17 protein-coding genes and 1 tRNA gene are annotated in these 24108 nt (G+C 72.3%); 7 read left to right on the top strand and 11 right to left on the bottom strand.

Features of this window, described 5'->3' with window-relative positions:
• The first annotated feature begins 171 nt into the window (after window positions 1-171).
• A complete protein-coding gene (ppc, locus tag ACIPSJ_RS30405; protein ID WP_401350830.1) occupies window positions 172-2922 on the top strand; it encodes a phosphoenolpyruvate carboxylase in 2751 nt (916 codons plus the stop codon).
• A 56-nt stretch (window positions 2923-2978) separates the two neighbouring features.
• Here ppc and ACIPSJ_RS30410 read toward each other — a convergent pair whose 3' ends face one another.
• The 6 genes from ACIPSJ_RS30410 to ACIPSJ_RS30435 all read right to left on the bottom strand — a co-directional run bounded on the left by ACIPSJ_RS30410 (window position 2979) and on the right by ACIPSJ_RS30435 (window position 7790).
• Window positions 2979-3479 (bottom strand): hypothetical protein, encoded by a 501-nt coding sequence (locus ACIPSJ_RS30410; protein WP_359212840.1) that lies wholly within the window; start codon window positions 3477-3479, stop codon window positions 2979-2981.
• 64 nt (window positions 3480-3543) lie between these two features.
• Window positions 3544-4161, bottom strand: a complete 618-nt coding sequence (gene pth / locus ACIPSJ_RS30415; RefSeq protein WP_401350831.1) for an aminoacyl-tRNA hydrolase — start codon at window positions 4159-4161, stop codon at window positions 3544-3546.
• A 74-nt stretch (window positions 4162-4235) separates the two neighbouring features.
• A complete protein-coding gene (locus ACIPSJ_RS30420; protein ID WP_359212846.1) occupies window positions 4236-4832 on the bottom strand; it encodes a 50S ribosomal protein L25/general stress protein Ctc in 597 nt (198 codons plus the stop codon).
• A 199-nt stretch (window positions 4833-5031) separates the two neighbouring features.
• Window positions 5032-6012 carry a ribose-phosphate diphosphokinase gene (locus tag ACIPSJ_RS30425; RefSeq protein ID WP_355716178.1) on the bottom strand — a complete coding sequence of 327 codons (981 nt, stop codon included), beginning with the start codon at window positions 6010-6012 and terminating at the stop codon, window positions 5032-5034.
• A 141-nt stretch (window positions 6013-6153) separates the two neighbouring features.
• Entirely contained in the window at window positions 6154-7602 is a 1449-nt protein-coding gene (gene glmU, locus ACIPSJ_RS30430) for a bifunctional UDP-N-acetylglucosamine diphosphorylase/glucosamine-1-phosphate N-acetyltransferase GlmU (RefSeq protein WP_401350834.1), read from the bottom strand.
• Between the two features lie 116 nt (window positions 7603-7718).
• Window positions 7719-7790 (bottom strand) — tRNA-Gln (locus ACIPSJ_RS30435).
• 304 nt (window positions 7791-8094) lie between these two features.
• Here ACIPSJ_RS30435 and ACIPSJ_RS30440 point away from each other — a divergent pair.
• Window positions 8095-9426 carry a sensor histidine kinase gene (locus tag ACIPSJ_RS30440; RefSeq protein ID WP_401350835.1) on the top strand — a complete coding sequence of 444 codons (1332 nt, stop codon included), beginning with the start codon at window positions 8095-8097 and terminating at the stop codon, window positions 9424-9426.
• A gap of 212 nt (window positions 9427-9638) precedes the next feature.
• On the opposite strand, the gene ACIPSJ_RS30445 is transcribed toward ACIPSJ_RS30440, so the two are convergent.
• Both ACIPSJ_RS30445 and ACIPSJ_RS30450 read right to left on the bottom strand, forming a co-directional pair.
• Entirely contained in the window at window positions 9639-10136 is a 498-nt protein-coding gene (locus ACIPSJ_RS30445) for an SUKH-3 domain-containing protein (protein WP_355716186.1), read from the bottom strand.
• 62 nt (window positions 10137-10198) lie between these two features.
• The gene (locus tag ACIPSJ_RS30450; RefSeq protein WP_355716189.1) at window positions 10199-10738 is read right to left on the bottom strand and encodes a YwqJ-related putative deaminase; all 540 of its coding nucleotides are present in this window, start codon (window positions 10736-10738) and stop codon (window positions 10199-10201) included.
• 298 nt (window positions 10739-11036) lie between these two features.
• Here ACIPSJ_RS30450 and ACIPSJ_RS30455 point away from each other — a divergent pair, with 298 nt between their 5' ends.
• From ACIPSJ_RS30455 to ACIPSJ_RS30465, 3 genes are all read left to right on the top strand, one after another.
• Window positions 11037-12020, top strand: coding sequence for an HNH endonuclease (locus ACIPSJ_RS30455; RefSeq protein ID WP_355716192.1), 984 nt, complete (start codon window positions 11037-11039; stop codon window positions 12018-12020).
• A 7-nt stretch (window positions 12021-12027) separates the two neighbouring features.
• Entirely contained in the window at window positions 12028-15030 is a 3003-nt protein-coding gene (locus tag ACIPSJ_RS30460; protein ID WP_401350837.1) for an SUKH-4 family immunity protein, read from the top strand.
• 415 nt (window positions 15031-15445) lie between these two features.
• Window positions 15446-16333, top strand: coding sequence for a cellulose-binding protein (locus ACIPSJ_RS30465; protein ID WP_401350838.1), 888 nt, complete (start codon window positions 15446-15448; stop codon window positions 16331-16333).
• On the opposite strand, the gene ACIPSJ_RS30470 is transcribed toward ACIPSJ_RS30465, so the two are convergent.
• The 3 genes from ACIPSJ_RS30470 to ACIPSJ_RS30480 form a co-directional block, all read right to left on the bottom strand.
• Window positions 16299-17894: a cation acetate symporter gene (locus tag ACIPSJ_RS30470; protein WP_401350978.1), complete on the bottom strand. Its 1596-nt coding sequence runs from the start codon at window positions 17892-17894 to the stop codon at window positions 16299-16301. The genes ACIPSJ_RS30465 and ACIPSJ_RS30470 overlap by 35 nt on opposite strands.
• Window positions 17895-17920: 26 nt before the next feature.
• Window positions 17921-18349, bottom strand: coding sequence for a DUF485 domain-containing protein (locus tag ACIPSJ_RS30475; RefSeq protein ID WP_359212862.1), 429 nt, complete (start codon window positions 18347-18349; stop codon window positions 17921-17923).
• A 190-nt stretch (window positions 18350-18539) separates the two neighbouring features.
• Window positions 18540-20033 (bottom strand): MFS transporter, encoded by a 1494-nt coding sequence (locus ACIPSJ_RS30480; RefSeq protein WP_401350840.1) that lies wholly within the window; start codon window positions 20031-20033, stop codon window positions 18540-18542.
• A 488-nt stretch (window positions 20034-20521) separates the two neighbouring features.
• Between ACIPSJ_RS30480 and ACIPSJ_RS30485 the strand changes: the two genes are divergently transcribed.
• The gene (locus ACIPSJ_RS30485) at window positions 20522-21310 is read left to right on the top strand and encodes an ABC transporter ATP-binding protein (RefSeq protein ID WP_359212868.1); all 789 of its coding nucleotides are present in this window, start codon (window positions 20522-20524) and stop codon (window positions 21308-21310) included.
• Window positions 21307-23886 carry an ABC transporter permease gene (locus tag ACIPSJ_RS30490; RefSeq protein WP_401350841.1) on the top strand — a complete coding sequence of 860 codons (2580 nt, stop codon included), beginning with the start codon at window positions 21307-21309 and terminating at the stop codon, window positions 23884-23886. Before ACIPSJ_RS30485 ends, ACIPSJ_RS30490 begins: the two co-directional genes overlap by 4 nt.
• The last annotated feature ends 222 nt before the right edge of the window (window positions 23887-24108 follow it).

Genomic DNA, 24108 nt, shown 5'->3' on the forward strand with positions numbered 1-24108 from the left:
CGAGAGCCTGCGCGTCCTCATGGACACCTATCCTTGGAGTCGGTCGGACAGCGCGGTCCGCTCTGTTTCCTTCCCGGATGTCCGGCCCGTATGCGGGGCACGCACGCCACCGCGCGGCCGACGGCCGGGTTCCCCTCCAGACGAGCTTCACCACTGCAAGGAGCCGCACCTGTGAGCAGTGCCGACGACCAGACCACCACGACCAGCAGTGAGCTGCGCGCCGACATCCGCCGACTGGGTGACCTCCTCGGCGAGACCCTCGTCCGGCAGGAGGGCCCGGAGCTGCTGGAACTCGTCGAGCGGGTCCGCCGCCTGACCCGCGAGGACGGCGAGGCCGCCGCCGACCTGCTGCGCGGCACCGAACTGGAGACCGCCGCCAAGCTGGTCCGCGCCTTCTCCACCTACTTCCACCTGGCCAACGTCACCGAGCAGGTCCACCGCGGCCGGGAACTGCGCGCCCGCCGCGCCGCCGAGGGCGGCCTGCTGGCCCGCACCGCGGACCGGCTGAAGGACGCCGACCCCGACCACCTGCGCCAGAGCGTCCAGAACCTCAACGTCCGCCCGGTGTTCACGGCCCACCCCACCGAGGCCGCGCGCCGCTCCGTCCTGAACAAGCTCCGGCGCATCGCCGCGCTCCTGGACACGCCCGTCATCGAGTCCGACCGCCGCCGCCACGACATCCGCCTCGCGGAGAACATCGACCTGGTCTGGCAGACCGACGAGCTGCGCGTGGTCCGCCCGGAGCCCGCCGACGAGGCCCGCAACGCCATCTACTACCTGGACGAGCTGCACGCCGACGCGGTCGGAGACGTCCTGGAGGACCTGACCGCAGAGCTGGAGCGGGTCGGGGTGAGGCTCCCCGACGACACCCGGCCCCTCACCTTCGGCACCTGGATCGGCGGCGACCGCGACGGCAACCCCAACGTCACCCCCCAGGTCACCTGGGACGTCCTGATCCTCCAGCACGAGCACGGCATCAACGACGCCCTGCAGACCATCGACGAGCTGCGCGGCCTGCTCTCCAACTCCATCCGCTACACGGGCGCCACCGAGGAACTCCTGGAGTCCCTCCGCGCGGACCTGGAACTCCTCCCCGAGATCAGCCCCCGCTACAAGCGCCTCAACGCCGAGGAGCCGTACCGGCTCAAGGCCACCTGCATCCGGCAGAAGCTGACCAACACCAAGCAGCGCCTGGCCAAGGGCACCCCGCACCAGCCCGGCCACGACTACCTCGGCACCGCCGAACTCCTCAGCGACCTGCGCCTGATCCAGGCCTCCCTGCGCGAGCACCGCGGCGGCCTGTTCGCCGACGGCCGCCTGGCCCGTACGATCCGCACGCTGGCCGCGTTCGGCCTCCAGCTCGCCACCATGGACGTCCGCGAGCACGCCGACGCCCACCACCACGCCCTCGGCCAGCTCTTCGACCGCCTCGGCGAGGAGTCCTGGCGCTACACCGACATGCCCCGCGAGTACCGCGCCAAGCTCCTCGCGAAGGAACTGCGTTCGCGCCGTCCGCTCGCGCCGACCCCGGCGCCGGTGGACGCGGCGGGTGAGAAGACCCTGGGTGTCTTCCAGACCGTGAAGAAGGCCCTGGAGGTCTTCGGACCCGAGGTCATCGAGTCCTACATCATCTCCATGTGCCAGGGCGCCGACGACGTCTTCGCCGCCGCGGTCCTGGCCCGTGAGGCCGGCCTGATCGACCTGCACGCCGGCTGGGCCAAGGTCGGCATCGTGCCGCTCCTGGAGACCACCGACGAGCTCAAGGCCGCCGACACCATCCTGGAGGACATGCTCTCCGACCCGTCCTACCGCCGCCTGGTGGCGCTGCGCGGGGACGTCCAGGAGGTCATGCTCGGCTACTCCGACTCCTCCAAGTTCGGCGGCATCACCACCAGCCAGTGGGAGATCCACCGCGCCCAGCGCCGGCTGCGCGACGTCGCCCACCGCTACGGCGTCCGCCTGCGCCTCTTCCATGGCCGCGGCGGCACCGTCGGCCGCGGCGGCGGCCCCTCCCACGACGCCATCCTCGCCCAGCCCTGGGGCACCCTGGAGGGCGAGATCAAGGTCACCGAGCAGGGCGAGGTCATCTCCGACAAGTACCTCATCCCGTCCCTGGCCAGGGAGAACCTGGAACTGACGGTCGCGGCCACGCTGCAGGCCTCGGCCCTGCACACCTCCCCCCGCCAGTCGGTGGAGGCGCTGGCCCGCTGGGACGCGGCGATGGACGTGGTCTCGGACGCGGCCCACGCCGCCTACCGCCGCCTGGTGGAGGACCCGGACCTGCCGACGTACTTCCTCGCGTCGACGCCGGTGGACCAGCTCGCCGACCTGCACCTGGGCTCCCGGCCCTCCCGCCGCCCCGGCTCCGGCGTCTCGCTCGACGGGCTGCGGGCCATTCCCTGGGTGTTCGGCTGGACCCAGTCCCGGCAGATCGTCCCCGGCTGGTTCGGCGTCGGCTCCGGCCTGAAGGCGCTGCGCGAGGCGGGCCTGACCGCAACATTGGGAGGAGAGGGCGTCCTGGACGAGATGCACGAGCAGTGGCACTTCTTCCGCAACTTCATCTCCAACGTCGAGATGACCCTCGCCAAGACGGACCTGCGGATCGCCCAGCACTACGTGGACACCCTCGTCCCCGACGAGCTCAAGCACGTCTTCGACACGATCCGTGAGGAGCACGCGCTGACCGTCGCCGAGGTCCTCAAGATCACCGGCGAGAGCGAGCTGCTGGACGCCACCCCGGCCCTGAAGCAGACCTTCACCATCCGGGACGCCTACCTGGACCCGATCTCCTACCTCCAGGTCACCCTGCTCAAGCGCCAGCGGGACGCCGCGGCGGCGGGCACCGAACCCGACCCGCTGCTCGCCCGCGCCCTGCTCCTCACCGTCAACGGTGTGGCGGCGGGCCTGCGCAACACCGGCTGACCGTTCTCAGCACGGCGGTGCCCCCGGGGTCGTGAACCCCGGGGGCACCCGTCGTCTCACTGCAGGGCGGCGAACGCCGCGGTGAGCAGTGCGATCCCGGTACCGCCGAGGATCCACGCCACCCGCGTCAGGCGCAGCCCGCCGGCCACCACCACCGACGCCAGCAGCAGCGCGCCGCCCAGCGGCACCCAGGAGTACAGGACCCCGGCGGGGCCCGACCGGACCACCTCGTCGGTGCCGGGCTTCACGATCACGTCGTAGGTCTGCCCCTTGCGCACCGCGACCGACTTGTCGATGACGACGCCGGCGCGCTTCGACGCCCCGGCCGAGACCGGTGTGAACGGGCCCGTGCAGGTGTCCGCACCGCACGCGGACACCTCGATCGTGCCCCGCTCCTTGCCCTTGGTCAGCATCACGTGCTGCGCCGTGCCCCAGGACCCCCACACCCCGGCGACCAGGATCAGCACGGCGACCGCGCCCATCGTCACGACACGCAGCGCGTCGACCGGAGCCGTACGGGAGGAGGCGGCGGAGGCAGCAGGCATGGCCGGGATCATTGGCCATTTCCCTACGGTCGGTCAACTGCCGTGGGGGACGGGCAGGGTACGAACAGGTGACAAGTCAGGAGTTGTACGTGCTTTGCGCCCGCTCCAGGCCCTCGGTCACCAACGCCTCCACCGCGTCGGCGGCCCGGTCCACGAAGTAGTCCAGCTCCTTGCGCTCGGCCGAGGAGAAGTCCTTCAGCACGAAGTCGGCGACCTGCATCCGGCCCGGAGGGCGCCCGATCCCGAACCGTACCCGGTGGTAGTCCGGGCCCATCGCCTTCGTCATCGACTTCAGCCCGTTGTGCCCGTTGTCCCCGCCGCCCAGCTTCAGCCGGAGGACGCCGTAGTCGATGTCCAGCTCGTCATGGATCGCGAGGACGTTGGTGAGCGGCACCTTGTAGAAGTCCCGCAGGGCGTTCACCGGCCCGCCGGACAGGTTCATGAACGACATCGGCTTGGCCAGGATCACCCGCCGGTTCGCCGGTCCGGGCGCCCCGATCCGCCCCTCCACGACCTGGGCCTGCGCCTTCCCGGCCCGCTTGAACTTCCCGCCGATCCGCCCGGCGAGCAGGTCCACGACCATGAAGCCGACGTTGTGCCGGTTCGCCGCGTACTCGGGCCCGGGGTTGCCGAGACCGACGATCAGCCAGGGGGCGTTGGCGGGGGAGGCCCCTGCGGGGGTGGTCACGTCCATGTCTCCTTGATACGCGCCAGCCGCCGCTCCCGGGAGGAAGCAGCGGCTGACGAACGATGAAACGAAGGTGAGGATCAGGCCTCCGCGGCCTGGTCGCCCTCGGCGGCCTCGCCCTCCGGGGCCTCCTCGGCCTGCGCGGCCAGGACCTGGAGGACGACGGCGTCCTCCTCGACGGCCAGGGTCACGCCGGACGGCAGGGTGATGTCCTTGGCGAGGACGGAGGCGCCGGCCTCCAGGCCCTCGACGGAGACGGTGACGGCCTCGGGGATGTGGGTGGCCTCGGCCTCGACCGGAAGCGCGTTGAGCACGTGCTCCAGCAGGTTGCCGCCGGCGGCCAGCTCGCCCTCGGTGTGCACCGGGATCTCGACCGTGACCTTCTCGCCGCGCTTGACCAGCAGCAGGTCGACGTGCTCCAGGTAGCCCTTGATCGGGTCGCGCTGCACGGACTTCGGGATCGCCAGCTCGTTGGTCTTGCCGTCGATGTCCAGGGAGATCAGGACGTTCGGCGTGCGCAGCGCGAGCAGCAGGTCGTGGCCCGGGAGGGTGAGGTGCAGCGGGTCCGAGCCGTGGCCGTAGAGGACACCGGGGACCTTGCTGTCACGGCGGATGCGGCGCGCGGCGCCCTTGCCGAACTCGGTGCGCGACTCGGCGGCGATCTTAACTTCGGCCATGTTGATCACTCCTCGTAGAGGTAGGTACGGACGTGGTCACCCGGCCACGAACGGCCTGCTACGAAGAGCGCGTCGATAACGGAGGCGTGGCCTCCCTCGCCGAGCAACTGGGGAAGTCTACTCGGCGCGGGAGGCCACGGAGAAATCGATCATCGCTGCCCGCCGGGCGCTGATGATCATGCAGAAGCGTTTTTACAGCTCACTGCTCGTCGAACAGGCTCGTCACCGAACCGTCCTCGAACACCTCGCGCACCGCGCTCGCGATCGTCGGCGCGATCGACAGCACCGTGATCTTGTCCAGATCCCGGCTCAGCTCACCCGGCGTCGGCAGCGTGTTCGTCAGCACGACCTCGCTCACCCGCGAGTTCTTCAGCCGGTCCGCCGCAGGGCCGGAGAGCACGCCGTGCGTGGCGGTCACGATGACGTCCTCGGCGCCGTGTGCGAACAGCGCGTCGGCCGCCGCGCAGATGGTGCCACCGGTGTCGATCATGTCGTCGACCAGGACACACACGCGCCCCTTGACCTCACCCACGACCTCGTGGACGGTCACCTGGTTCGCCACGTCCTTGTCGCGCCGCTTGTGCACGATCGCCAGCGGCGCACCGAGCCGGTCGCACCAACGGTCCGCCACCCGCACCCGGCCGGCGTCCGGGGACACGATCGTCAGCTTGTCCCTGTCCGCCTTCCGGCCCACGTAGTCCGCGAGCAGCGGAAGCGCGAACAGGTGGTCCACCGGGCCGTCGAAGAAGCCCTGGATCTGGTCCGTGTGCAGGTCGACCGTGAGAATCCGGTCCGCGCCCGCCGTCTTCATCAGATCGGCGATGAGACGCGCCGAGATCGGTTCACGGCCCCGGTGCTTCTTGTCCTGCCGCGCGTAACCGTAGAACGGCACGATGACGGTGATGGACCGTGCCGACGCGCGCTTCAGCGCGTCGATCATGATCAGCTGCTCCATGATCCACTGGTTGATCGGAGCCGTGTGGCTCTGGATCACGAAGCAGTCGGCTCCACGCGCCGACTCCTGGTACCGGACGTAGATCTCGCCGTTCGCGAAGTCGAAGGCCTTCGTCGGGACGACCCCGACACCCAGCTGGTGGGCGACCTCCTCGGCAAGCTCGGGGTGGGCGCGGCCGGAGAAGAACATCATCTTCTTCTCGCCGGTCGTCTTGATCCCGGTCACAGCACTGTCTCCTCAGAGGTGTGTCAGCCGTACAGCAGGCTGTCCAGCGACCTCTCGGCTGGGCGCGAGAGGCCGAATCAGCTGGTTAGGTGCGGGTGTGCACTTATCACGGTACGACGTCTTCGGCGCACCTGTTTCCGGTCAGTCCTCGCTCGCGCCCTGCCGGGACGCCGCCTCGGCGGCCTTCGCCGCCGCGCTCCCCGGACGCTTCCGGGCCACCCAACCCTCGATATTCCGCTGCTGACCGCGGGCCACGGCCAGCGAACCGGGCGGCACATCCTTCGTGATCACGGACCCGGCGGCGGTGTACGCACCGTCCCCGACCGTGACAGGCGCCACAAACATGTTGTCCGAACCCGTCTTGCAGTGCGACCCGACGGTGGTGTGGTGCTTGTTCTCGCCGTCGTAGTTCACGAACACGCTGGCCGCACCGATGTTCGAGTAGTCGCCGATCGTCGCGTCGCCCACGTAGGAGAGGTGCGGAACCTTCGTCCCCTCCCCGATCGTGGCGTTCTTCGTCTCGACGTACGTGCCGATCTTGCCCTTCGCCCCCAGCCGGGTCCCCGGCCGCAGGTAGGCATACGGTCCCACGGTCGCGTCCGGACCGATATGGGCGGAATCGGCCACCGTGTTGTCGACCCGCGCCCCGGCGCCGACCCGGGTGTCCTTCAGCCGGCTGTTCGGCCCGACCTCCGCGCCCTGCCCCAGATGCGTGGCGCCGTGCAGCTGCGTCGCCGGGTGCACCACGGCGTCCTGCTCGAAGGTCACCGTCACGTCGATCCAGGTCGTCGCCGGGTCCACGACCGTCACGCCGGCGAGCATGGCCCGCTCCAGCAGCCGGTCGTTGAGGATCCGGCGGGCCTCCGCCAGCTGCACCCGGTTGTTGATGCCGGCGATCTCCCGGTGGTCGACGGCCACGGAGGCCCCCACCCGGTGCCCGGCCTCCCGCAGGATGCCGAGCACGTCGGTCAGGTACTCCTCGCCCTGGCTGTTGTCGGTCCGCACCTTGCCCAGCGCGTCCGAGAGCAGCTGCCCGTCGAAGGCGAACACGCCGGAGTTGATCTCCCGGATCGCCCGCTGCTCCGCGGAGGCGTCCTTGTGCTCGACGATGGCCGTCACGGCCCCCGAGGCGTCGTCGCGCACGATCCGGCCGTACCCCGTCGCGTCCGGGACCTCCGCGGTCAGCACGGTCACGGCGTTGCCGTCGGCGTGATGCGTCCCGGCGAGCGCCTTCAGCGTCTCCCCGGTCAGCAGCGGGGTGTCCCCGCAGACCACGACCACGGTGCCGTCGACCGCGCCGCCCAGCTCCTCCAGCGCCATCCGCACGGCGTGCCCGGTGCCGTTCTGCTGCTCCTGCACGGCGGTGCGGACGTCGGCGTCGACCTCGCCGAGATGCGCGGCGACCTGCTCACGCGCGTGCCCGACGACGACGACCAGGTTCTCGGGGTCCAACTCACGGGAGGCGGCGAGCACATGACCCACCAGGGAACGGCCACAGATGTCGTGCAGGACCTTGGGTGTGGCCGACTTCATACGGGTGCCCTCACCCGCTGCGAGAACGACGACGGCTGCCGGGCGAATGGCGCTCACGGAGTTGCCCTTCGGCTTTTGGATGGTGGGGGTGACATCCGCAGGATACCGGGGCGTTTCGTGGGGGACATGGGAGCGGGCCCTGACGGTGCTGTCAGGGCCCGGACCGGGTGTTGCTCCCCCGCCAGGACTCGAACCCGGACAAATGGCACCAAAAGCCACGGTGCTGCCAATTACACCACGGGGGAATAAGAGTGACGGAACCGGACATTCAGCCAGGCCGCCGAGTGGCGCTCCCTACTATGCCGTACCGGGTGCCCTCGATGCGACGGTACAGATCCGTACACAGCGGGACGGCGGCCGCCGCGTCCCCCTTCCCTCCCAACTCCCGGGACTCCCGAGTGGAATGGCCGATTCCGGGGTCGAACGTGCGGGGTTCGGCGGTTCGAGGGATACCGGTGGGTTTCGGTGTTGTTCGGTTACGGAGTGTGGTGTAGGCCAGTAGACGAAACTCACCGGAAAAGCCCACCCCCACGCCCGTAGGCTGGACGCATGACCACGACGGGGGCAGACCACGCGACGGCCTTGACCGGGCCGTGGTGGTGGTCGCGGTGGCGCAGTGCGGTTCTGGACGGGGCGCTCGCCCTGGTGTCGGCGCTGGAGTGCGGCGCGGAGGGGATCCCGTTCGCGCGGGACGCGGGGGTCCCGCTGTCGGCGGGGATCGTGTTCGGGCTGCTGGCCGGATCCGTGCTCCTGCTGCGGCGGAAGTGGCCGATCGCCGTCGTCCTGGTCTCGATCGCGATCACGCCGGCCCAGATGGGCTTCCTGATGGGCATCGTCGGCCTGTACACGCTGGCCGCGGCGGAGCTGCCGCGCCGGATCATCGTGGCGCTGGCGGGCATGTCGCTGGTCGGGATGCTGATCGTGACGTTCGTGCGGGTGAAGCAGGACATGGCCCGCGGGGATCTGACGCTCGGCGACTGGTTCGTGCCCTTCGCGGCGGTGACCACCTCGCTGGGGCTGACCGCCCCTCCGGTGCTGCTCGGCCTGTACGTGGGGGCGCGGCGCCGGCTGATGGAGAGCCTGCGGGAGCGGGCGGACAGCCTGGAGCGGGAGCTCCAGCTGCTCGCGGAGCGGGCCGAGGAACGCGCCGAGTGGGCGCGGGGCGAGGAACGGACCCGGATCGCGCGGGAGATGCACGACGTCGTGGCGCACCGGGTGTCCCTGATGGTGGTGCACGCGGCGGCGCTGCAGGCGGTGGCGCGCAAGGACCCGGAGAAGGCGGTGCGCAACGCGGCGCTCGTCGGCGACATGGGGCGCCAGGCGCTGACGGAACTGCGCGAGATGCTGGGCGTGCTGCGCTCGGGCGAGGGGATGGCCGGTCGTACGGCCCCGGCCTCGGCGTCCGCTCCGGCGTCCGCCGCGGTGCCGTTGGCGGCGGTCGGGGTGGCGGCCGCGGCGGCCGCCTCGCGGGTGGTCGAGGAGGACGGGCCCTGGCTGTCGGAGCTGGACGTGCTGATCGGGCAGTCGGCGGCGGCCGGGATGGTGGTGGATCTGTCGGTGGAGGGGGAGGTCCGCTCGTACACGGTGGAGATCGAGCAGACCGCGTTCCGGGTGGTGCAGGAGGCGCTGACGAACGTGCACAAGCACGCGGCGGGCGCGAAGACGCATGTACGGCTGGCGCACCGGGTGGCCGAGATCGCCATGCAGGTGGAGAACGAACCGCCGCCGGAGCCCGCGTCGGCCGCGTCGGCGGGGCTGCCGTCGGGCGGGAACGGTCTGGTGGGGATGCGTGAGCGGGTGCTGGGGCTCGGCGGGGTGTTCGTGTCGGGGCCGACGGACGCCGGGGGCTTCCGGGTGTCGGCGGTGATCCCGGCGGCCTGAAAACCGGTCCGGTGGGGCGTGGGCCGCCGGTCCGGTGGGGCGTGGGCCGCCGGTCCGGTCAGGCGTGAGTGGTCAGCCGTGGATCGTCACGTGGGGGTGGTCAGCCGTGGGTCGTCACGCATGGGTGGTCAGCCGTGGGTCGTCACGCATGGGTGGTCAGCCGTGGGTCGTCACGCATGGGTGGTCAGCCGTGGGTCGTCACGCGTGGGTGGTCAGCTGTGCGTGGTCAGCCGCTGGGGTTCGACGCCCGCGATGAGTGTGGTGAGCGCGTGGTCGATGTCGGGGCCGACGTACCAGTCGCCGGTGTGGTCGAGGGTGTAGACGCGGCCCTCGGCGTCGATGGCGAGCAGGGAGTGGGTGTCGGTCTCCGCGCCCAGCGGGCAGATCTCGGTGTGCAGGGCGCGTCCGAGGTCGCCGAGGGTGCGGGCGAGATGGAGGCCGTGCAGCGGGTCGAGATGGAGGGCGGCGGGGGCGATCTGACGGCCGGGACCGCCGGGGCTGATCCGCAGGCCCCCGAACTCGGCCCAGGCCTCCACGGCGGCCGGGAACACGGCGTGCCGGTGCCCGGCGGGCGAGGTGTGCTCGCGCAGGGTGTCGGCCCAGACCTCGGCCTGCTTTATGTCCCAGCGTCCGGGCTGCCAGCCGGCGGCGCGCAGCGCGGCGTCGACGGGCACGGAGAAGCGCGTGGTCGTGGTGCGGTCGGGGTGCATCTGCCCTTCGTTCGTGTGTGGTGCGGGTGCGGGTGCGGGTGTGTGCCGTGGGGCGGGGTGCGTCAGGCGTCGGTGGCGGTCGGGTCGACGACGCGGACCCCGAAGTGGGCGGTGAGCGCGGCACAGGCCCGGCAGGGTGCGGCGAAGCTGCCGTGCAGGGGATCGCCGTCCTCACGTATGCGGCGGGCGGTGAGCTTGGCCTGCTTGAGGGCCCTGCGGGCCTCGCCGTTGGTCATGGGTTTGCGCAGGGCGCGTTTGCTGCGGGCGCCGTCGGCGGCGCTGATGTGCCGTGAGATGAGGATGGCCTCGGCGCAGCGGCCGGTGAAGCGGTCGCGCTGTCCGCTGGGCAGGGTGTCGAGGAACTCCTGGACCAGTGGGTGCAGCGGAGGCGGCTGGTCGCCGCGGGCGGCGGTGCCCGTGAGGGTGGCGCCGCGGACGGAGAGGGCGGCGGCGACGGTGGGCAGAATGCCGTCGCGGCGGTGCTGGAGGGTGGGCACGGGAGGTATGTCGGTGCTGCTCCAGCCGATGCGGGGGTCGCCGTTGGAGGCGCCGTGGCCGGCGCCGGACATGGCGGTGTGCGGTCCCGTCTGTGTGCCGTTCATGATCGTCTTCCCCTCCCGGGCATCCCCCCGAAAGTCACAGACTGCCAAATCCCGTGGCGGGTGCGGTAGCTGGGGCGGTGCGACACGCCCGGGTTTGGGCACGCTGTCACGGCGGGGTGACGGCTGGTCACGGAACCGGAGGGCCGATGACCGGGGTTCGCGTACCGCATAGGCTGTCGGCACCGCGATGGGCGCGGTCGACGCGTCTGGGACGTGGGAGAGACAGCCGGATACGGGCCGTGGCGCGCCGCAGGGGTGTGGTTCCGGTTCGTACAGAGTGCCGCAGGGGGCAACCGTCATGACGACAGGTCGGCTCGGGCAGGCCGCGCCGCCGAACGTGGCCTATGCCGGGCAGGTCGTGCATTTCCCGGATCCGGTCCGGGCGGCACGTCACCCGAGAGGGGTACGTGTCGACGAGCGCGGCTACCCCGACTTCTCGCCCTACGCGCGTGCGGCGGCGGAGATCGCCGACCCGCCGGAGGGTTTCGGTGTCGACGAGTTGCGGCTGACGGACTTCGTGTCCGCGAACGCGGTGCAGGCGGCCTCCGGCCATGAGCTGTGGGACACGGTGCCGGCGGTGGCGACCCCGCACGGCTGGACCTGGCACCACGTGGTGGGCTCGCGCCGGCTGGAGCTGGTCCCGGTCGAGGTGAAGGCGCTGCTGCGGCACCACGGCGGGGTGGCGACGACCCGGGTCGACCAGGGCAAGCGCGGGACCCGGCCGTTGCAGGAGACGCGTCCGGCGCACTTCGGGCTGCCGAAGTCGGGTCTGGCGGTGACGGAGTCGCAGGTGCAGGGGGTCGAGGAGGACCTCGGGTACCGGCTGCCCGGCGCCTACCGCTCGTTCCTGAAGGCGGCGGGCGGCTGCGCGCCGGTGGGCACGGCCCTCGACGCCGAACTCGGACTCCTGCTGGACCAGCCGTTCTTCACGGTCCGCGACGAGGCGGCGGTGAACGACCTCGTGTACGTCAACAAGTGCCTGCGCGACCATCTGACCAAGGACTACCTGGGCGTCACCTTCGTACAGGGCGGTCTGGTCGCGGTGAAGGTGAAGGGCGACCGGCTGGGCTCGGTGTGGTTCTGCGCGTACGACGACGTGCGCGACGTGGACCCGTCGTGGTCGCCGGCCGAGCGCGTGGAGCGGCTGTTGCTGCCCTGCGGTGAGGACTTCGACGTGTTCCTGTCGCGGCTGGCGGGCTCCCCGCCGGAGCTGGAGACGGTGGCGAACCTGATGGTGGACGGCGGTTTCGCGCACGCCGTTCCCGCCGGCGCGGGGGAGTGAGTTCGGCATGGTGACGTTCGCGCAGGCGCAGGAGCGCGCGGAGGAATGGGTCAACGGGGACGTGCCCGCGTACCAGCACCGTGAGGTGCGGGTACGGGAGTTCGGCCTCGGGTTCGTGGTGTGGGGCGAGGACCGGGCGGAGGGCCCGCGCTCCGACGCGGGCGGGCAACGGCTGGTCATCGCCCGCGACAGCGGCGAGGCCACGCTCTGGCCGGCGCTGCCGGTGGGCGAGGTGATCCGCCGGTACGAGGAGGAGTACGGCCGTGAGGCCGAGGTCGCCGACGCGGTACCGGCACCGGCGGCCCGGGTCGACCTCAACCAGACGTCGTTCCTGTTGAGCCCCCCGGAGTGGCTCCAGGAGGCGGCGGACAAGCTGGGTATTCCGGACCGGCGACCGGGAGCCGACGGTGAGACACCGGTCGGGCTCGCCGAGACGCAGGCGGGGGTGCCGGCGGCTTCCGGCGGCGCGGGTGCGGGTGTGAGCGCGGGTGCGGGCACCGGTGCGCCCGACGTGCCCGTCGGTGCGACTCCTTGGGCCGGTACGGACACCAACGCCGACGCCGGTGACGACCGTTCCGTCCCGCTCCCCGCCACCGTCTTCGCGCCCCCGCTGAGTGACGCCGACGACGGCGCCCTGGGCGACGCCGAGACGGCACTGATGGCGGGCGGCAGCCAACTGCCGCCCACGGCGGTGTCCCCCGCGCTGGACGGCACGGAGACGCCGGCGGGGGTGCCTGGTGCGCCCGGCACACCGCAGGGCGGCGGCACGCCTCCGCCGGGTGCCCAGTCGTACGGCTACCCGCAGGCACCGTCGGCTCCGGGCGCGCCCCCGCCGGGCGCGCCCGGGTATCCCCAGGCACCCGCGCCTTCCTACGGCTACCCGCAGGGGCCCGGTGCTCCGGGGTACGGCTATCCGCAGGCGCCCCAGCCGCCGGCCGCTCCAGCTGCCCCGGTCACCCCGGCCACCCCGGCCGCCCCGAGTCGGCCGCTCGCGCCGAACGCCGGTGACATAGCGGACGCCGCGACGAGCAGGGCCGCGCCCCCTCCGCGCAGGGCGCGCGGCGGTGCCGGTGCGCCGCCTCCGCCGCCGGGCGTACCCGGAACTCCGGGCGCGTATCCCGGTGGTGCGCCTCAGCCGCCCGCGCCGGGTGGGCCGGTGGGCGGGTATGTGCCGACGCAGATGGTGTCCTCGCTGGGTCCCGAGGGACCGGACGGTCCGGCAGGCGCGGGACCGGCGCCGGGCGCCCCCAACTCGCCCGGTGCGCCGGGCACTCCACCCGGTACACCTCCCGGCGATGTCCACCGCGCGGCCACGATGCTGGCCGACCCGAGCGTGAGGGGAGGAGGCGCTCCCGGCGCCCCCAATCCGCCCGGTGCTCCCGGAGCCCCGAGCGCCCCACGCGTACCCCCCGCGCCGGGCGCCCCGCAGCCGCCGAGCGTCCCCGGCGCTCCGGGCGCACCTTTCGCGCCCGCACAACAAGCCCCGGGCGCTCCGGGCGCTCCGGGTGCCCCGCAGCCTCCAGGCGCCCCCGGCGCCCCAGGCGCCCCCGGCGCTCCGGGCGCTCCGGGCGCTCCGGGCGCTCCGGGCGCTCCGGGCGCTCCGGGCGCTCCGGGCGCTCCGGGCGCTCCGGGCGCTCCGGGCGCACCTTTCGCGCCCGGCGCACCACAGGCCCCAGGCTCTCCGGGTGCTCCGGCTGCTCCCGGCGCCCCGCATCCCCCGGGCGTCCCCGGCATGCCCCCCGCCCCCGCCCCGCAGGGCACCCCGCAGGGCGCGCCCCAGGCCTCCGCCGGAGGTGCGGGCGGGGCGGTGCACCACGCGGAGACCGTGTTGGCGGCGCCGCCGGTGAACGTCCCGGGTGGATATTCGCCCCCGCCCCCGCCCGCCCCCGGCGCACCGCACGCCCCGGGCGCCCCCGGCATGCCTCCGGGCGCTCCGCAGGCGCCGCCGTCGATGCCGGCCGGTGCGATGCCGCCGCCTCCCGGACAGCCCGTGCCGGGGCAGCAGCCGCCGGCGTACGGGTATCCGCAGCAGGGGCAGCCGACCGTGGGCCCCGGCTACCAGGCGGTGCTGCGCTACCGGGCGCAGGACGGTTCGGAGCAGCAGCTGATCCGGCGTTCGGCGCCGGGCACCCCGCACCCGGAGTGGCAGATCTTCCACGAGCTGCGCGCCATGAACGTGCCGCCGGACCAGGTGCTGGAGCTGCACACGGAGCTGGAGTCCTGCGAACTGCCGGGCGCCTACTGCGCGCGGATGATCCGGGAGCAGTGGCCGCAGGCCCGGCTCGCGAGCATCGCGCCGTACGGGACGGATCACGCGAGCCGGCAGCAGGGCATGCGGCAACTGCTCGCCCACCAGGGCGAGTTGCACCAGGTCGCGGCGGGTCCCGCGCGGCCCGCGCCGGTGCGGGCGCCGCTGCCGCCGGTGCAGGCGGCGCCGCCGATCCCGCCGGAGGCGATCGCGCAGGAACTGGCGGCGGCGTTCGGGCCGGGCGTGTTCCGGTTCGAGCAGGCGGCGGTGGACCGGCAGGGTGTGCCGCCGGTCGTGGCGCACACGCTGGTGGCGGCGGGGCTGCCGCTGGACATGGGGCCGTTCTTCTGGGCGCAGGCCCAGCCGGGCCGCCCGGTGCCGACGCTGGCCGAACTGGCGCAGGAGCGCGGGGTGCGGCCCTCGCCGGACGCGGCGTCGTACCTCGTCATGGGCACCGACTTCGGCAAGGCGCTCTGTGTGCAGTACGGCACCGCGAACATCGTGGCCGTGCCGGTGGAGGCGGGGCCGGGCGGGGTGTCCGTGGCGCCGCAGTTCGTCAACACCGGGCTGCCGGAGTTCGCGCGCTGCCTGGCGCTGCTGGGCCGGATGTGGCGGCTCAGGTTCGGTCTGAACCAGGAGCAGGCGGGCCGCTGGACCGTCGACTTCCAGGCCCAGCTGGCCTCCCTGGACCCGGCGGCGCTCGGTTCGCCGGAGAGCTGGTGGTCGGTGCTGCTGGAGCAGATGTGGGACGGGCTGCTGTAGACGGGGTGCCGTAGCGCGAAGTGAGGACGGCCGTGCGGGGCCGGTCCGGTCGGGTGACCGGACCGGCCCCGCACGCGTGTGCGCGTCCACACCCCCGCGGGCATGACGGGCGGGTGGACTTCGCGCCGTATCTGGGCGAGTTGGTGGCGTACCGCTGCCGGCTGCTGGCCCTTCCCCACCGTCCTCGGCACCGGCCGGCCGCTCTCCCCGGCCGCTGTTCCGCGTCGGCCCGCCACCGCGGGGCGCGCGGCTGAACTTTCGCGCCCCCGGACGCTTCGGCAGCCCGGAAACGACCCGTGCGGTGTCTCGGCCGTGACATCTCTGCGGAGTGTCGCGTTATGAACACTTAAGCCCTATCCATCAAGATGTGCGCGAAATCATCATTTCGTGCGGGTCTGCGGAGAGGGGTTCCAGGGTGAGCAGCGCATCGGTGTCGCCGAACGGCTTCGTGACCGTCCGGGGGCGTGGTTACCGCCCCGAGCAGGTCGACACGTTCATGGCGGCGCTCTCGGAGGACCGGGACGCCGCGTGGGAGCGGGCCGCGCGGCTCACCGTGCTCGCCAAGGAGATGGACGCGGAGGCCGAGCGGTTGCGGGTCGTCGTGGCGGAGCTCCCGCCGCAGACGTACGAGACGCTCGGGGACCGCGCGCAGCGGGTGTTCCGGCTGGTGCTCGACGAGGCGGCGGCCGTCCGCAACAGCGCCCGGCGGGAGCTGACGGAAGGCGTCGCGGAGGTCGAGGAGCGCGCCGAGAGCATGTGCCGCGCGGTGCGGGAGCGGGCCGACGCGCTCCGCGCGGACGCCGAGGAACGCTCCCGCCAGCTGCTCCTCGCCGCCCGTGCGGAGGCCGACGACCTGCGCATCGGCGCCCGCCTGGAGGTGAAGGAGCGGCGCGGCGAGGCCCTCGGGGCGCTGCGAGAGGTGCGGCAGCGCACCATCGGGATGCTCGCGGACCAGGCCAAGGAGCACGCCGAACGCTGGGCCGAGGCGGAGCGCGAGGAGGCCGCGAGCGCCGCAGCGGTCGACGCGCACAACGCCGAACGCATCGCCCGCGCGGAGGCGGCGCTGGCCGAGGCGGAGCGGGCCCGGGTGGAGGCGGAGGACTCGGAACGCCGGTACCAGGAGGCGGCCCGGGTGCGGGCCGCCGAGATCCTGGAGGAGGCGCGGGTCCAGGAGGACCGGATCGTGCGGGAGACCGAACGGGTGCTGCGCGAGCACGGGGAGACCTGGGACGACGTCCAGGCGCACATGGATCACATGCGCGACAGCCTCATGACCCTGACGGGACGCGCGACGGCGGAGTAGCGCCCGCCAGGATGCGGCCCTCCACGGCCTCGTACTGCCGCCGCTGTTCCGCGGCCCGGCGCCGTCCGGAGGTCACCGTCCCCAGCCACCCGAGGAAGAAGCCGGCCGGGATGGAGACGATGCCGGTGGTGGTGAAGGGGAACCAGTTGAGGTCGGCGTGCGGGAAGGCGGCGCCCGGCGAGCCCGAGACCAGGTTGGTGCCCGGCATCAGCAGCAGCACGGTGAGGGTGCCGCCGAGCAGCGTGCACAGCAGGCCGGTGCGGGTGTAGCGGCGCCAGAAGAGGCCGTAGACCAGGGCCGGGGCGAGGGCGGAGGCGCCCACGCAGAAGGAGAGGGTGACCAGGGGCTGCAGGCTGTGGTGCTGCACCAGGGTCGCCAGCAGGATCGTGGGCACCCCTATGGCGAGTGCGGAGGCCCGGGCCAGGGTCATCTCGCGGCGGGCCGGCAGCTCCCGGGCGCGGGTCGCGAAGACATCGTGGGCGAGGGAGTTGGCGCAGGCGAGGATCATGCCGGCGACGGAGGCGAGCAGGGTCAGGAAGATCGCCGTGGTGACGGTGGTGAAGAGCAGGGTCTCCGCCGTCGACAGGTCGGTCCCGAACGCCGCGCGGGAGCCCAGCAGATAGGCGGTGTTGCCCTGCGGGTCGGCCGCGGCGATCGCGCTCCGGCCGACCAGGGCGGTGGCGCCGAACCCGATCACGCTGATGATCAGCACGAACAGGGCCACGCCGGACACCGCCCAGGACATCGAGCGGCGTACCTGGCGGGCGCCGGCGGCGGTGTACATGCGCATCGTGATGTGCGGCAGGCAGGCGCCGCCGAGGACGATGGTCAGCTCCGAGGTGATCATGTCGAGGCGGGGGGCGGGCCCGCCGCTGAACTGGAGCCCCGAGTGCAGGAAGGCGGGGCCGGCCCCGCTGCCCCGGGCCGCCGCGGTGAGCAGGGCGCCCGGGTCCCAGTCGAAACGGTGCAGGACCAGCAGGGCGACGACCGTGCCGGAGCCGAGCAGCATCACGATCTTCAGGATCTGGATGAGGGCGGTGCCCTTCATGCCGCCGATGGCCGCGTAGCTGATCATCAGGGCGCCCAGGCCGACCACACAGCCGGTCTGCACGGCCTCGTTGGAGAAGCCGAGCAGGAAGGCCATCAGCTGTCCGGCGCCGGCGAGCTGGACCAGCATCAGCGGCAGCAGCGCGGCGATGGTCACCGCGCAGGCCGCGATCCGCACGCTCCGGCCGGGCATCCGGCGGGCCAGCGCGTCGCCCATGGTGAACCGGCCCGCGTTGCGCAGCGGTTCGGCCAGCAGGAACATCAGCAGCATCAGCGACAGGGCCGTGCTGAGGGCGAGCACGACACCGTCGTAGCCGCACAGGGCGATCACCCCGCCGGTGCCCAGGACGGTGGCCGCGGAGATGTAGTCGCCGGCGATCGCGAGGCCGTTGCGGAGCGGGGAGAGCGAGCCGTAGCCGGTGTAGAACTCGGCGAGGTCGTCGCGGTCCGGGCCGGTCAGCACGCACAGCAGGAGGGTGAGGGTGGCGACGACGGTGAAGGCGACCAGCGACATGGACTGCGCGGTGCCGCTGAAGCCGCTCACCGTACGGCCCCCCGCCGGGCGTCCAGCTCCGCGGTTCTGCGGATGCGGTCGGCGAGCGGGTCGACATGGCGGCGCGCGGTGTGCTCGTACAGGGCGATCGCCAGCCAGGTGACGGGGAGTTGGAGGAGCGCGAGGAGCAGGCCGGTGGGGACCCCGTCGGCGACCGTGCTGGTCATCACGGACGGGGCGAACGCCGACAGCACCAGGAAGAGGGTGAAGTAGCCGAGCGCGGTGAGGGTCGCGGTGCGCCGCTGCAGCCGGTAGGCGCCGCGCAGCACCCGCAGGTCGCTGTGGTGCCCGACCGGCTCCCGGTGCGGGACATGGCGGGGCCGCGGCGGCTCCGGCGGCAGCGGCTGCCAGGGGTAGGTGTACGACGGCTCGCGCGGGGACGGCGGTGGGGAGGTCGGGGACGGGTCGTAGGACATCCCGGTGCTCCTTGCGTGGCTCGGGTCCGTGGCGGCGGACCGCAGGGAGAGGTGGGGAGCGGGGCACGCACGTTACTCGTAGGTATCCGGGGCGCGCGGCCTTTTCCGGCAACTGGCCGGTCGGTATGCGCTTACTGTGCGGGACCGTTGTTGACCTGGGGTGTTACCCGCGTTAACTCCGGGGCGGGAGTCAGTCCTTGAGGACCGGGAAGCGTCGCGGCGCGACGAACAGCAGCACCAGGAACGCCAGTGCGGCCGCGCACGCCGCTCCGAGGTACACCGCGTGCACCGCGTCCGCGATCGCGTGGCGGGTGGCCTCGGGAGCCGTGCCGTCGTCCAGCGTGCGGGTGACCGAGTCGAGGTCGCCCGCACCGCCCAGCCGGGCCGCCAGCACCCCGTTGGCGACCGCGCCGAACACCGAGGCGCCGACGGTCTGCCCGGTCTGCCGGCAGAACAGCACCGACGCGGTCGTGGTGCCCCGTTCCGCCCAGCCCACCGTCGACTGCACGCCCACGAGCAGCGGCAGCTGGAACAGGCCGAGCGCGGCGCCCAGCAGGAGCATCAGCAGTGTCGGCTGCCAGGCCGACCCCGGATAGGGCAGGAAGGGGAAGGCGAACAGGATCAGCGCGGCCGCGCCGATGCCGAGCAGCGCGGTGTCGCGGAAGCCGATGCGCCGGTAGACGTGCTGGCTGAGGGCGGCCGACACCGGCCAGCTCAGCGTCCACACCGACAGCACGAAGCCGGCGGCCACCGGGGCGAGGCCGAGGACCGACTGCGCGTACGTCGGCAGGAACACCGTCGGCGCCACCATCAGCAGGCCCAGCGCGCCGAGCGCCAGGTTGACGGCCGCGATCGTACGGCGGCGCCACACCCAGCCCGGGATGATCGGCTCGGCCGCTCGGCGCTCGATCCACACCACGAGCCCCGCCAGCGCCAGCCCGCCGGCGAACAGCGCGCACGACGGCGCGGACCACCACGCCCACGCCACCCCGCCCTGCACGAGCGCCGTCAGCAGCACGCCCCCGCAGGCGAAGACCGCCAGCGCGCCCGCCCAGTCCACCCTCGGGGGCGTGCGCGGCGCGCGCTCCGGCTCGTGGAGGTGACGCACTATCAGCCAGAGCGCCGCCACGCCGATCGGCAGGTTGATCAGGAAGATCCACCGCCAGTCCGCGTACGCGGCCAGCACCCCGCCGAGCCCCGGCCCGGCCACCGCCGACACCGCCCACACCGTGGAGAGCTTCGACTGGATCTTCGGCCGCTCCTCCAGCGGGTACAGGTCGGCCGCGAGGGTCTGCGCGGTGCCCTGCAGCGCCCCGCCGCCGAGGCCCTGCACGATCCGGAACGCGATCAGCGCGGCCATGTTCCAGGCCACCGCGCACAGCAGCGACCCCAGCAGGAACAGCGCGGCGCCCGCGACCAGCACCGGCTTGCGGCCGAAGGTGTCGGAGAGCTTGCCGTACACCGGCAGGGTCACCGTCACGGCCAGCAGATAGCCCGAGAACAGCCAGGAGAAGACGGAGAAGCCGCCGAGGTCGCCGACGATCTGCGGCACGGCGGTGGAGACGACGGTGGAGTCGAGCGCCGCCAGCGCCATCGAGAGCATCAGCGCGGCCACCACGGCCCCGCGCCGGCCCGTCCCCGTCTCCCGGCCCGCCGCGCGTATCGCGGGTGTCGTGCTCCCCACCCCGGATCCCCTCCCCATGTGTCCCTCATGCATCTATGTCGTGTACGACAGCTTCCCATCCGCCCGCACCCGGCGGGAGTAGGCGTCCACCTGGCAAGAACGGGCCGCCACCCGGCGGCGACGGGCGGCGACTTGACCCTCACGCCACGGGAGGGTGGAGGCTGCCCCGGTCGAAGGGTGGAGTCCGACCCCGAGAAGGACTCCACCCGGCGGTGGACGACCCCTAGGGGGTCCTCCGTACTACGGCTCGGGGAGGGTTCGTACCGCCGGAGGAGGAGACGGCACCCCGTCCGTCCTTAACCTGGCTTTACGCCGCCGGGGGGCGGTTGACCGAACCGGCGGGGGTGGGGTTTTCCCCCGGGCAAGACGGGGCTCCGCACCAGCGCGGAGCGACCCCGCCGACCGCGAGACTCATCGTCGTACCGAACGCAGCACAGCAGGGCACAGCACAGCGCTGTCCCTTCGCTGACCGACTTAGGAGACATACCGTGACATCGGCTGTGACCATTCCCAGGCACGGGGGTACTGGAGGGCGAACGGCCGTTGCCGCGCGGGCGCGGCAGGTCGTCAAGGCGTACGGGGCCGGAGAGACCCGGGTCGTCGCCCTCGACCACGTCGACGTGGACATCGCGCGGGGCCAGTTCACCGCGATCATGGGCCCCTCGGGCTCCGGAAAGTCCACCCTGATGCACTGCCTCGCCGGGCTCGACACCGTGACGAGCGGTCAGATCCACCTGGACGAGACCGAGATCACCGGCCTGAAGGACAAGAAGCTCACCCAGCTGCGCCGGGACCGGATCGGCTTCATCTTCCAGGCCTTCAACCTGCTGCCCACGCTGAACGCGCTGGAGAACATCACGCTGCCCATGGACATCGCCGGGCGGAAGCCCGACAAGGAGTGGCTGGGTCGCGTGGTCGACACCGTGGGGCTCGCGGACCGGCTCAAGCACCGTCCCACGCAGCTCTCGGGCGGCCAGCAGCAGCGCGTGGCCGTGGCGCGCGCCCTCGCCGCACGCCCCGAGATCATCTTCGGTGACGAGCCGACCGGAAACCTGGACTCCCGGGCCGGCGCGGAGGTGCTGGGCTTCCTGCGGACCTCCGTCGACGAGCTGGGCCAGACCATCGTCATGGTCACCCACGACCCGGTCGCCGCCTCCTACGCGGACCGTGTCCTGTACCTCGCCGACGGCCGGATCGTCGACGAGATGTTCCGGCCGACCGCGGACGCCGTCCTGGACCGCATGAAGGACTTCGACGCGCGGGGGCGTACGTCATGACCGTCATGAAGACCTCGATGCGCAACTTCTTCGCGCACAAGGGGCGCATGGCCCTCTCGGCGATAGCCGTGCTGCTGTCCGTGGCGTTCGTGTGCGGCACCCTGGTGTTCACCGACACCATGAACACGACGTTCGACAAGCTGTTCGCGGCGACCTCGGCCGATGTCACGGTCAGCGCCCAAAGTGCCTCCGACACCGGTGAGACCACCTCCGACAACGGCAGGCCGCCGGTCATGCCGGCCTCGGTCGTGGCCAGGGTCCGCGCGGCGGACGGCGTCAAGTCGGCGGAGGGGACGGTCTTCTCGACGTCCGTCACCGTCGTCGACGCGAAGAAGGACAGCCTGTCGCCGTCCAGCGGCGCGCCGACCATCGTCGGCAGCTGGAACTCCAACGACGCCCGCACCATGAAGATCGCCTCCGGTACGGCGCCCGCGAACTCCGGCCAGATCATGGTGGACGCCGACACCGCCGACAAGCACCATCTGAAGCTCGGCGACGAGATCGGCGTGATCAGCGCGGTCGGCACCCACACCGCGAAGATCTCCGGCATCGCCGACTTCACCGTCACCAACCCCGGTGCCGCGATCTTCTACCTCGACACGAGGACCGCGCAGCGGACGCTCGTCGGGCAGACCGGCGTCTTCACCAACGTCAACGTGACGGCCGCGCCGGGCGTGACCGACCCGCAGCTGAAGAAGAACGTGACCGGCGAACTCGGCGCCCGCTACAAGGTGCAGACGGCCAAGGAGACCGCCGACGCCAACCAGAAGGACGTCGAGAGCTTCATGAACGTCATGAAGTACGCGATGCTCGGCTTCGCCGGGATCGCGTTCCTCGTCGGCATCTTCCTGATCATCAACACCTTCTCGATGCTGGTCGCCCAGCGCACCCGCGAGATCGGCCTGATGCGGGCCATCGGTAGCAGTCGCCGCCAGGTCAACCGGTCCGTGCTCGTCGAGGCCCTGCTGCTCGGCACGGTCGGCTCGGTCCTGGGCGTCGGCGCAGGCGTCGGCATCGCGGTCGGCCTGATGAAGCTCATGGGCTCCATGGGCATGCATCTGTCGACGAGCGATCTGACGGTCGCCTGGACGACCCCGGTGGTCGGCCTCGCCCTCGGCGTCATCGTCACCGTCCTCGCCGCCTACCTCCCCGCGCGGCGGGCCGGCAAGGTCTCCCCGATGGCCGCGCTGCGCGACGCGGGCGCCCCCGCCGACGCCCGCGCCGGTCTCGTCCGCGCCCTGCTGGGCCTCCTGCTGACCGCCGGCGGCGGCTACGGCCTCTACCTGGCCTCGCAGGCGGACCAGGCCAAGGAGGGCGCCGGCTGGCTCGGCCTCGGTATCGTGCTCTCGCTGATCGGGTTCGTCGTCATCGGCCCGCTGCTCGCCGCCGGAGTGGTACGCGTCCTGGGCGCCGTCCTGCTGCGGATGTTCGGCCCCGTCGGACGCATGGCCGAGCGCAACGCGCTGCGCAACCCGCGCCGCACCGGCGCCACCGGCGCCGCCCTGATGATCGGCCTGGCGCTGGTCGCCTGCCTCTCGGTGGTCGGCTCCTCCATGGTCGCCTCCGCCAGCGACCAGCTCGACAAGACCGTCGGCACGGACTTCATCATCCAGTCCGACAGCGGCCAGCGGATCACCCCGCAGGCGGTCAAGGCCGTCAAGGACGTGCCGGGGCTCGCCCGGGTCACCGAGTACCGGGACACCACCGCCGACTACACCACGCCCGACGGCAAGACCCTCAAGGACACCGACATCACGGCGGCCGACCCGACGTACGCCACCGACCTGCGCACCAAGACCGTCGCCGGCGACCTCAAGAACGCCTACCTGCCCGACTCGATGTCCGTCCACGAGAAGTTCGCCGAGGCGCACGGCATCCACCTCGGCTCGAAGATCACCGTGAAGTTCAAGGACGGCGGCACGGCCCACCTGACCGTCCGCGCGATCACCAGCAGCGACGTCGTCATCGACCAGGGCGCCAAGTACATCTCCATCGCCACCCTCGCCAAGTACGTGCCGGCCGCCAAGATGCCCCTCGACGAGCTGGTCTTCGCCACGGCCAAGGACGGTCAGCAGGACGCCGCGTACACGTCCCTCAAGTCCGCCCTGCACGACTACCCGCAGTACACCGTGCGCGACCAGACCGACTACAAGCAGGCGCTCAAGGACCAGATCGGCCAGCTGCTGAACCTGATCTACGGCCTGCTCGCCCTCGCGATCATCGTCGCGGTCCTGGGCGTGGTGAACACCCTGGCCCTCTCCGTCGTCGAGCGGACCCGCGAGATCGGCCTGATGCGGGCCATCGGCCTCTCCCGCCGCCAGCTGCGCCGCATGATCCGCATGGAGTCCGTGGTCATCGCCCTCTTCGGTGCCCTGCTGGGTCTGGGGCTCGGCATGGGCTGGGGCGCGACCGCCCAGAAACTGCTCGCCCTACAGGGCCTCAAGGTCCTGGAGATCCCCTGGCCGACCATCATCGGGGTCTTCGTCGGATCCGCCTTCGTCGGCCTCTTCGCCGCCCTGATCCCGGCGTTCCGCGCGGGCCGCATGAACGTCCTCAACGCCATCGCCACGGACTGAGGCGACAGCGAGAGCCACCGCATACGGGGGTTGCGGGGGAAAGCCCGGTGCCGGGGAGTCTTGGGGGACTCTCCGGCACCGGGCATGTCTGTCGTCTTTTCGAGTTTGCTGTCTTTTCGAGCTCAGCCTTCCCGGCAACCGAGTCGGGCGGTGGGCGGGCATAGGCTTCGGGGGTCCAGGGGGCGGAGCCCCCTGGTACGGCGAGGACAGCGGACGTTGTCC

This window comes from Streptomyces sp. NPDC090088 (assembly GCF_044747345.1).
Taxonomy (GTDB): domain Bacteria; phylum Actinomycetota; class Actinomycetes; order Streptomycetales; family Streptomycetaceae; genus Streptomyces.

Bases quoted from the DNA above. Each gene is read 5' to 3' on its own strand.
- ACIPSJ_RS30475 (WP_359212862.1), bottom strand. From the start codon at position 18,349: ATGTCCTACGACCCGTCCCCGACCTCCCCACCGCCGTCCCCGCGCGAG.
- ACIPSJ_RS30490 (WP_401350841.1), top strand. From the start codon at position 21,307: ATGACCGTCATGAAGACCTCGATGCGCAACTTCTTCGCGCACAAGGGG.
- ACIPSJ_RS30410 (WP_359212840.1), bottom strand. From the start codon at position 3,479: ATGATCCCGGCCATGCCTGCTGCCTCCGCCGCCTCCTCCCGTACGGCT.
- ACIPSJ_RS30460 (WP_401350837.1), top strand. From the start codon at position 12,028: ATGGTGACGTTCGCGCAGGCGCAGGAGCGCGCGGAGGAATGGGTCAAC.
- ACIPSJ_RS30470 (WP_401350978.1), bottom strand. From the start codon at position 17,894: ATGTCGCTGGTCGCCTTCACCGTCGTCGCCACCCTCACCCTCCTGCTG.
- pth (WP_401350831.1), bottom strand. From the start codon at position 4,161: ATGGACGTGACCACCCCCGCAGGGGCCTCCCCCGCCAACGCCCCCTGG.
- ACIPSJ_RS30440 (WP_401350835.1), top strand. From the start codon at position 8,095: ATGACCACGACGGGGGCAGACCACGCGACGGCCTTGACCGGGCCGTGG.
- ACIPSJ_RS30450 (WP_355716189.1), bottom strand. From the start codon at position 10,738: ATGAACGGCACACAGACGGGACCGCACACCGCCATGTCCGGCGCCGGC.
- ACIPSJ_RS30445 (WP_355716186.1), bottom strand. From the start codon at position 10,136: ATGCACCCCGACCGCACCACGACCACGCGCTTCTCCGTGCCCGTCGAC.
- ACIPSJ_RS30455 (WP_355716192.1), top strand. From the start codon at position 11,037: ATGACGACAGGTCGGCTCGGGCAGGCCGCGCCGCCGAACGTGGCCTAT.
- ACIPSJ_RS30420 (WP_359212846.1), bottom strand. From the start codon at position 4,832: ATGGCCGAAGTTAAGATCGCCGCCGAGTCGCGCACCGAGTTCGGCAAG.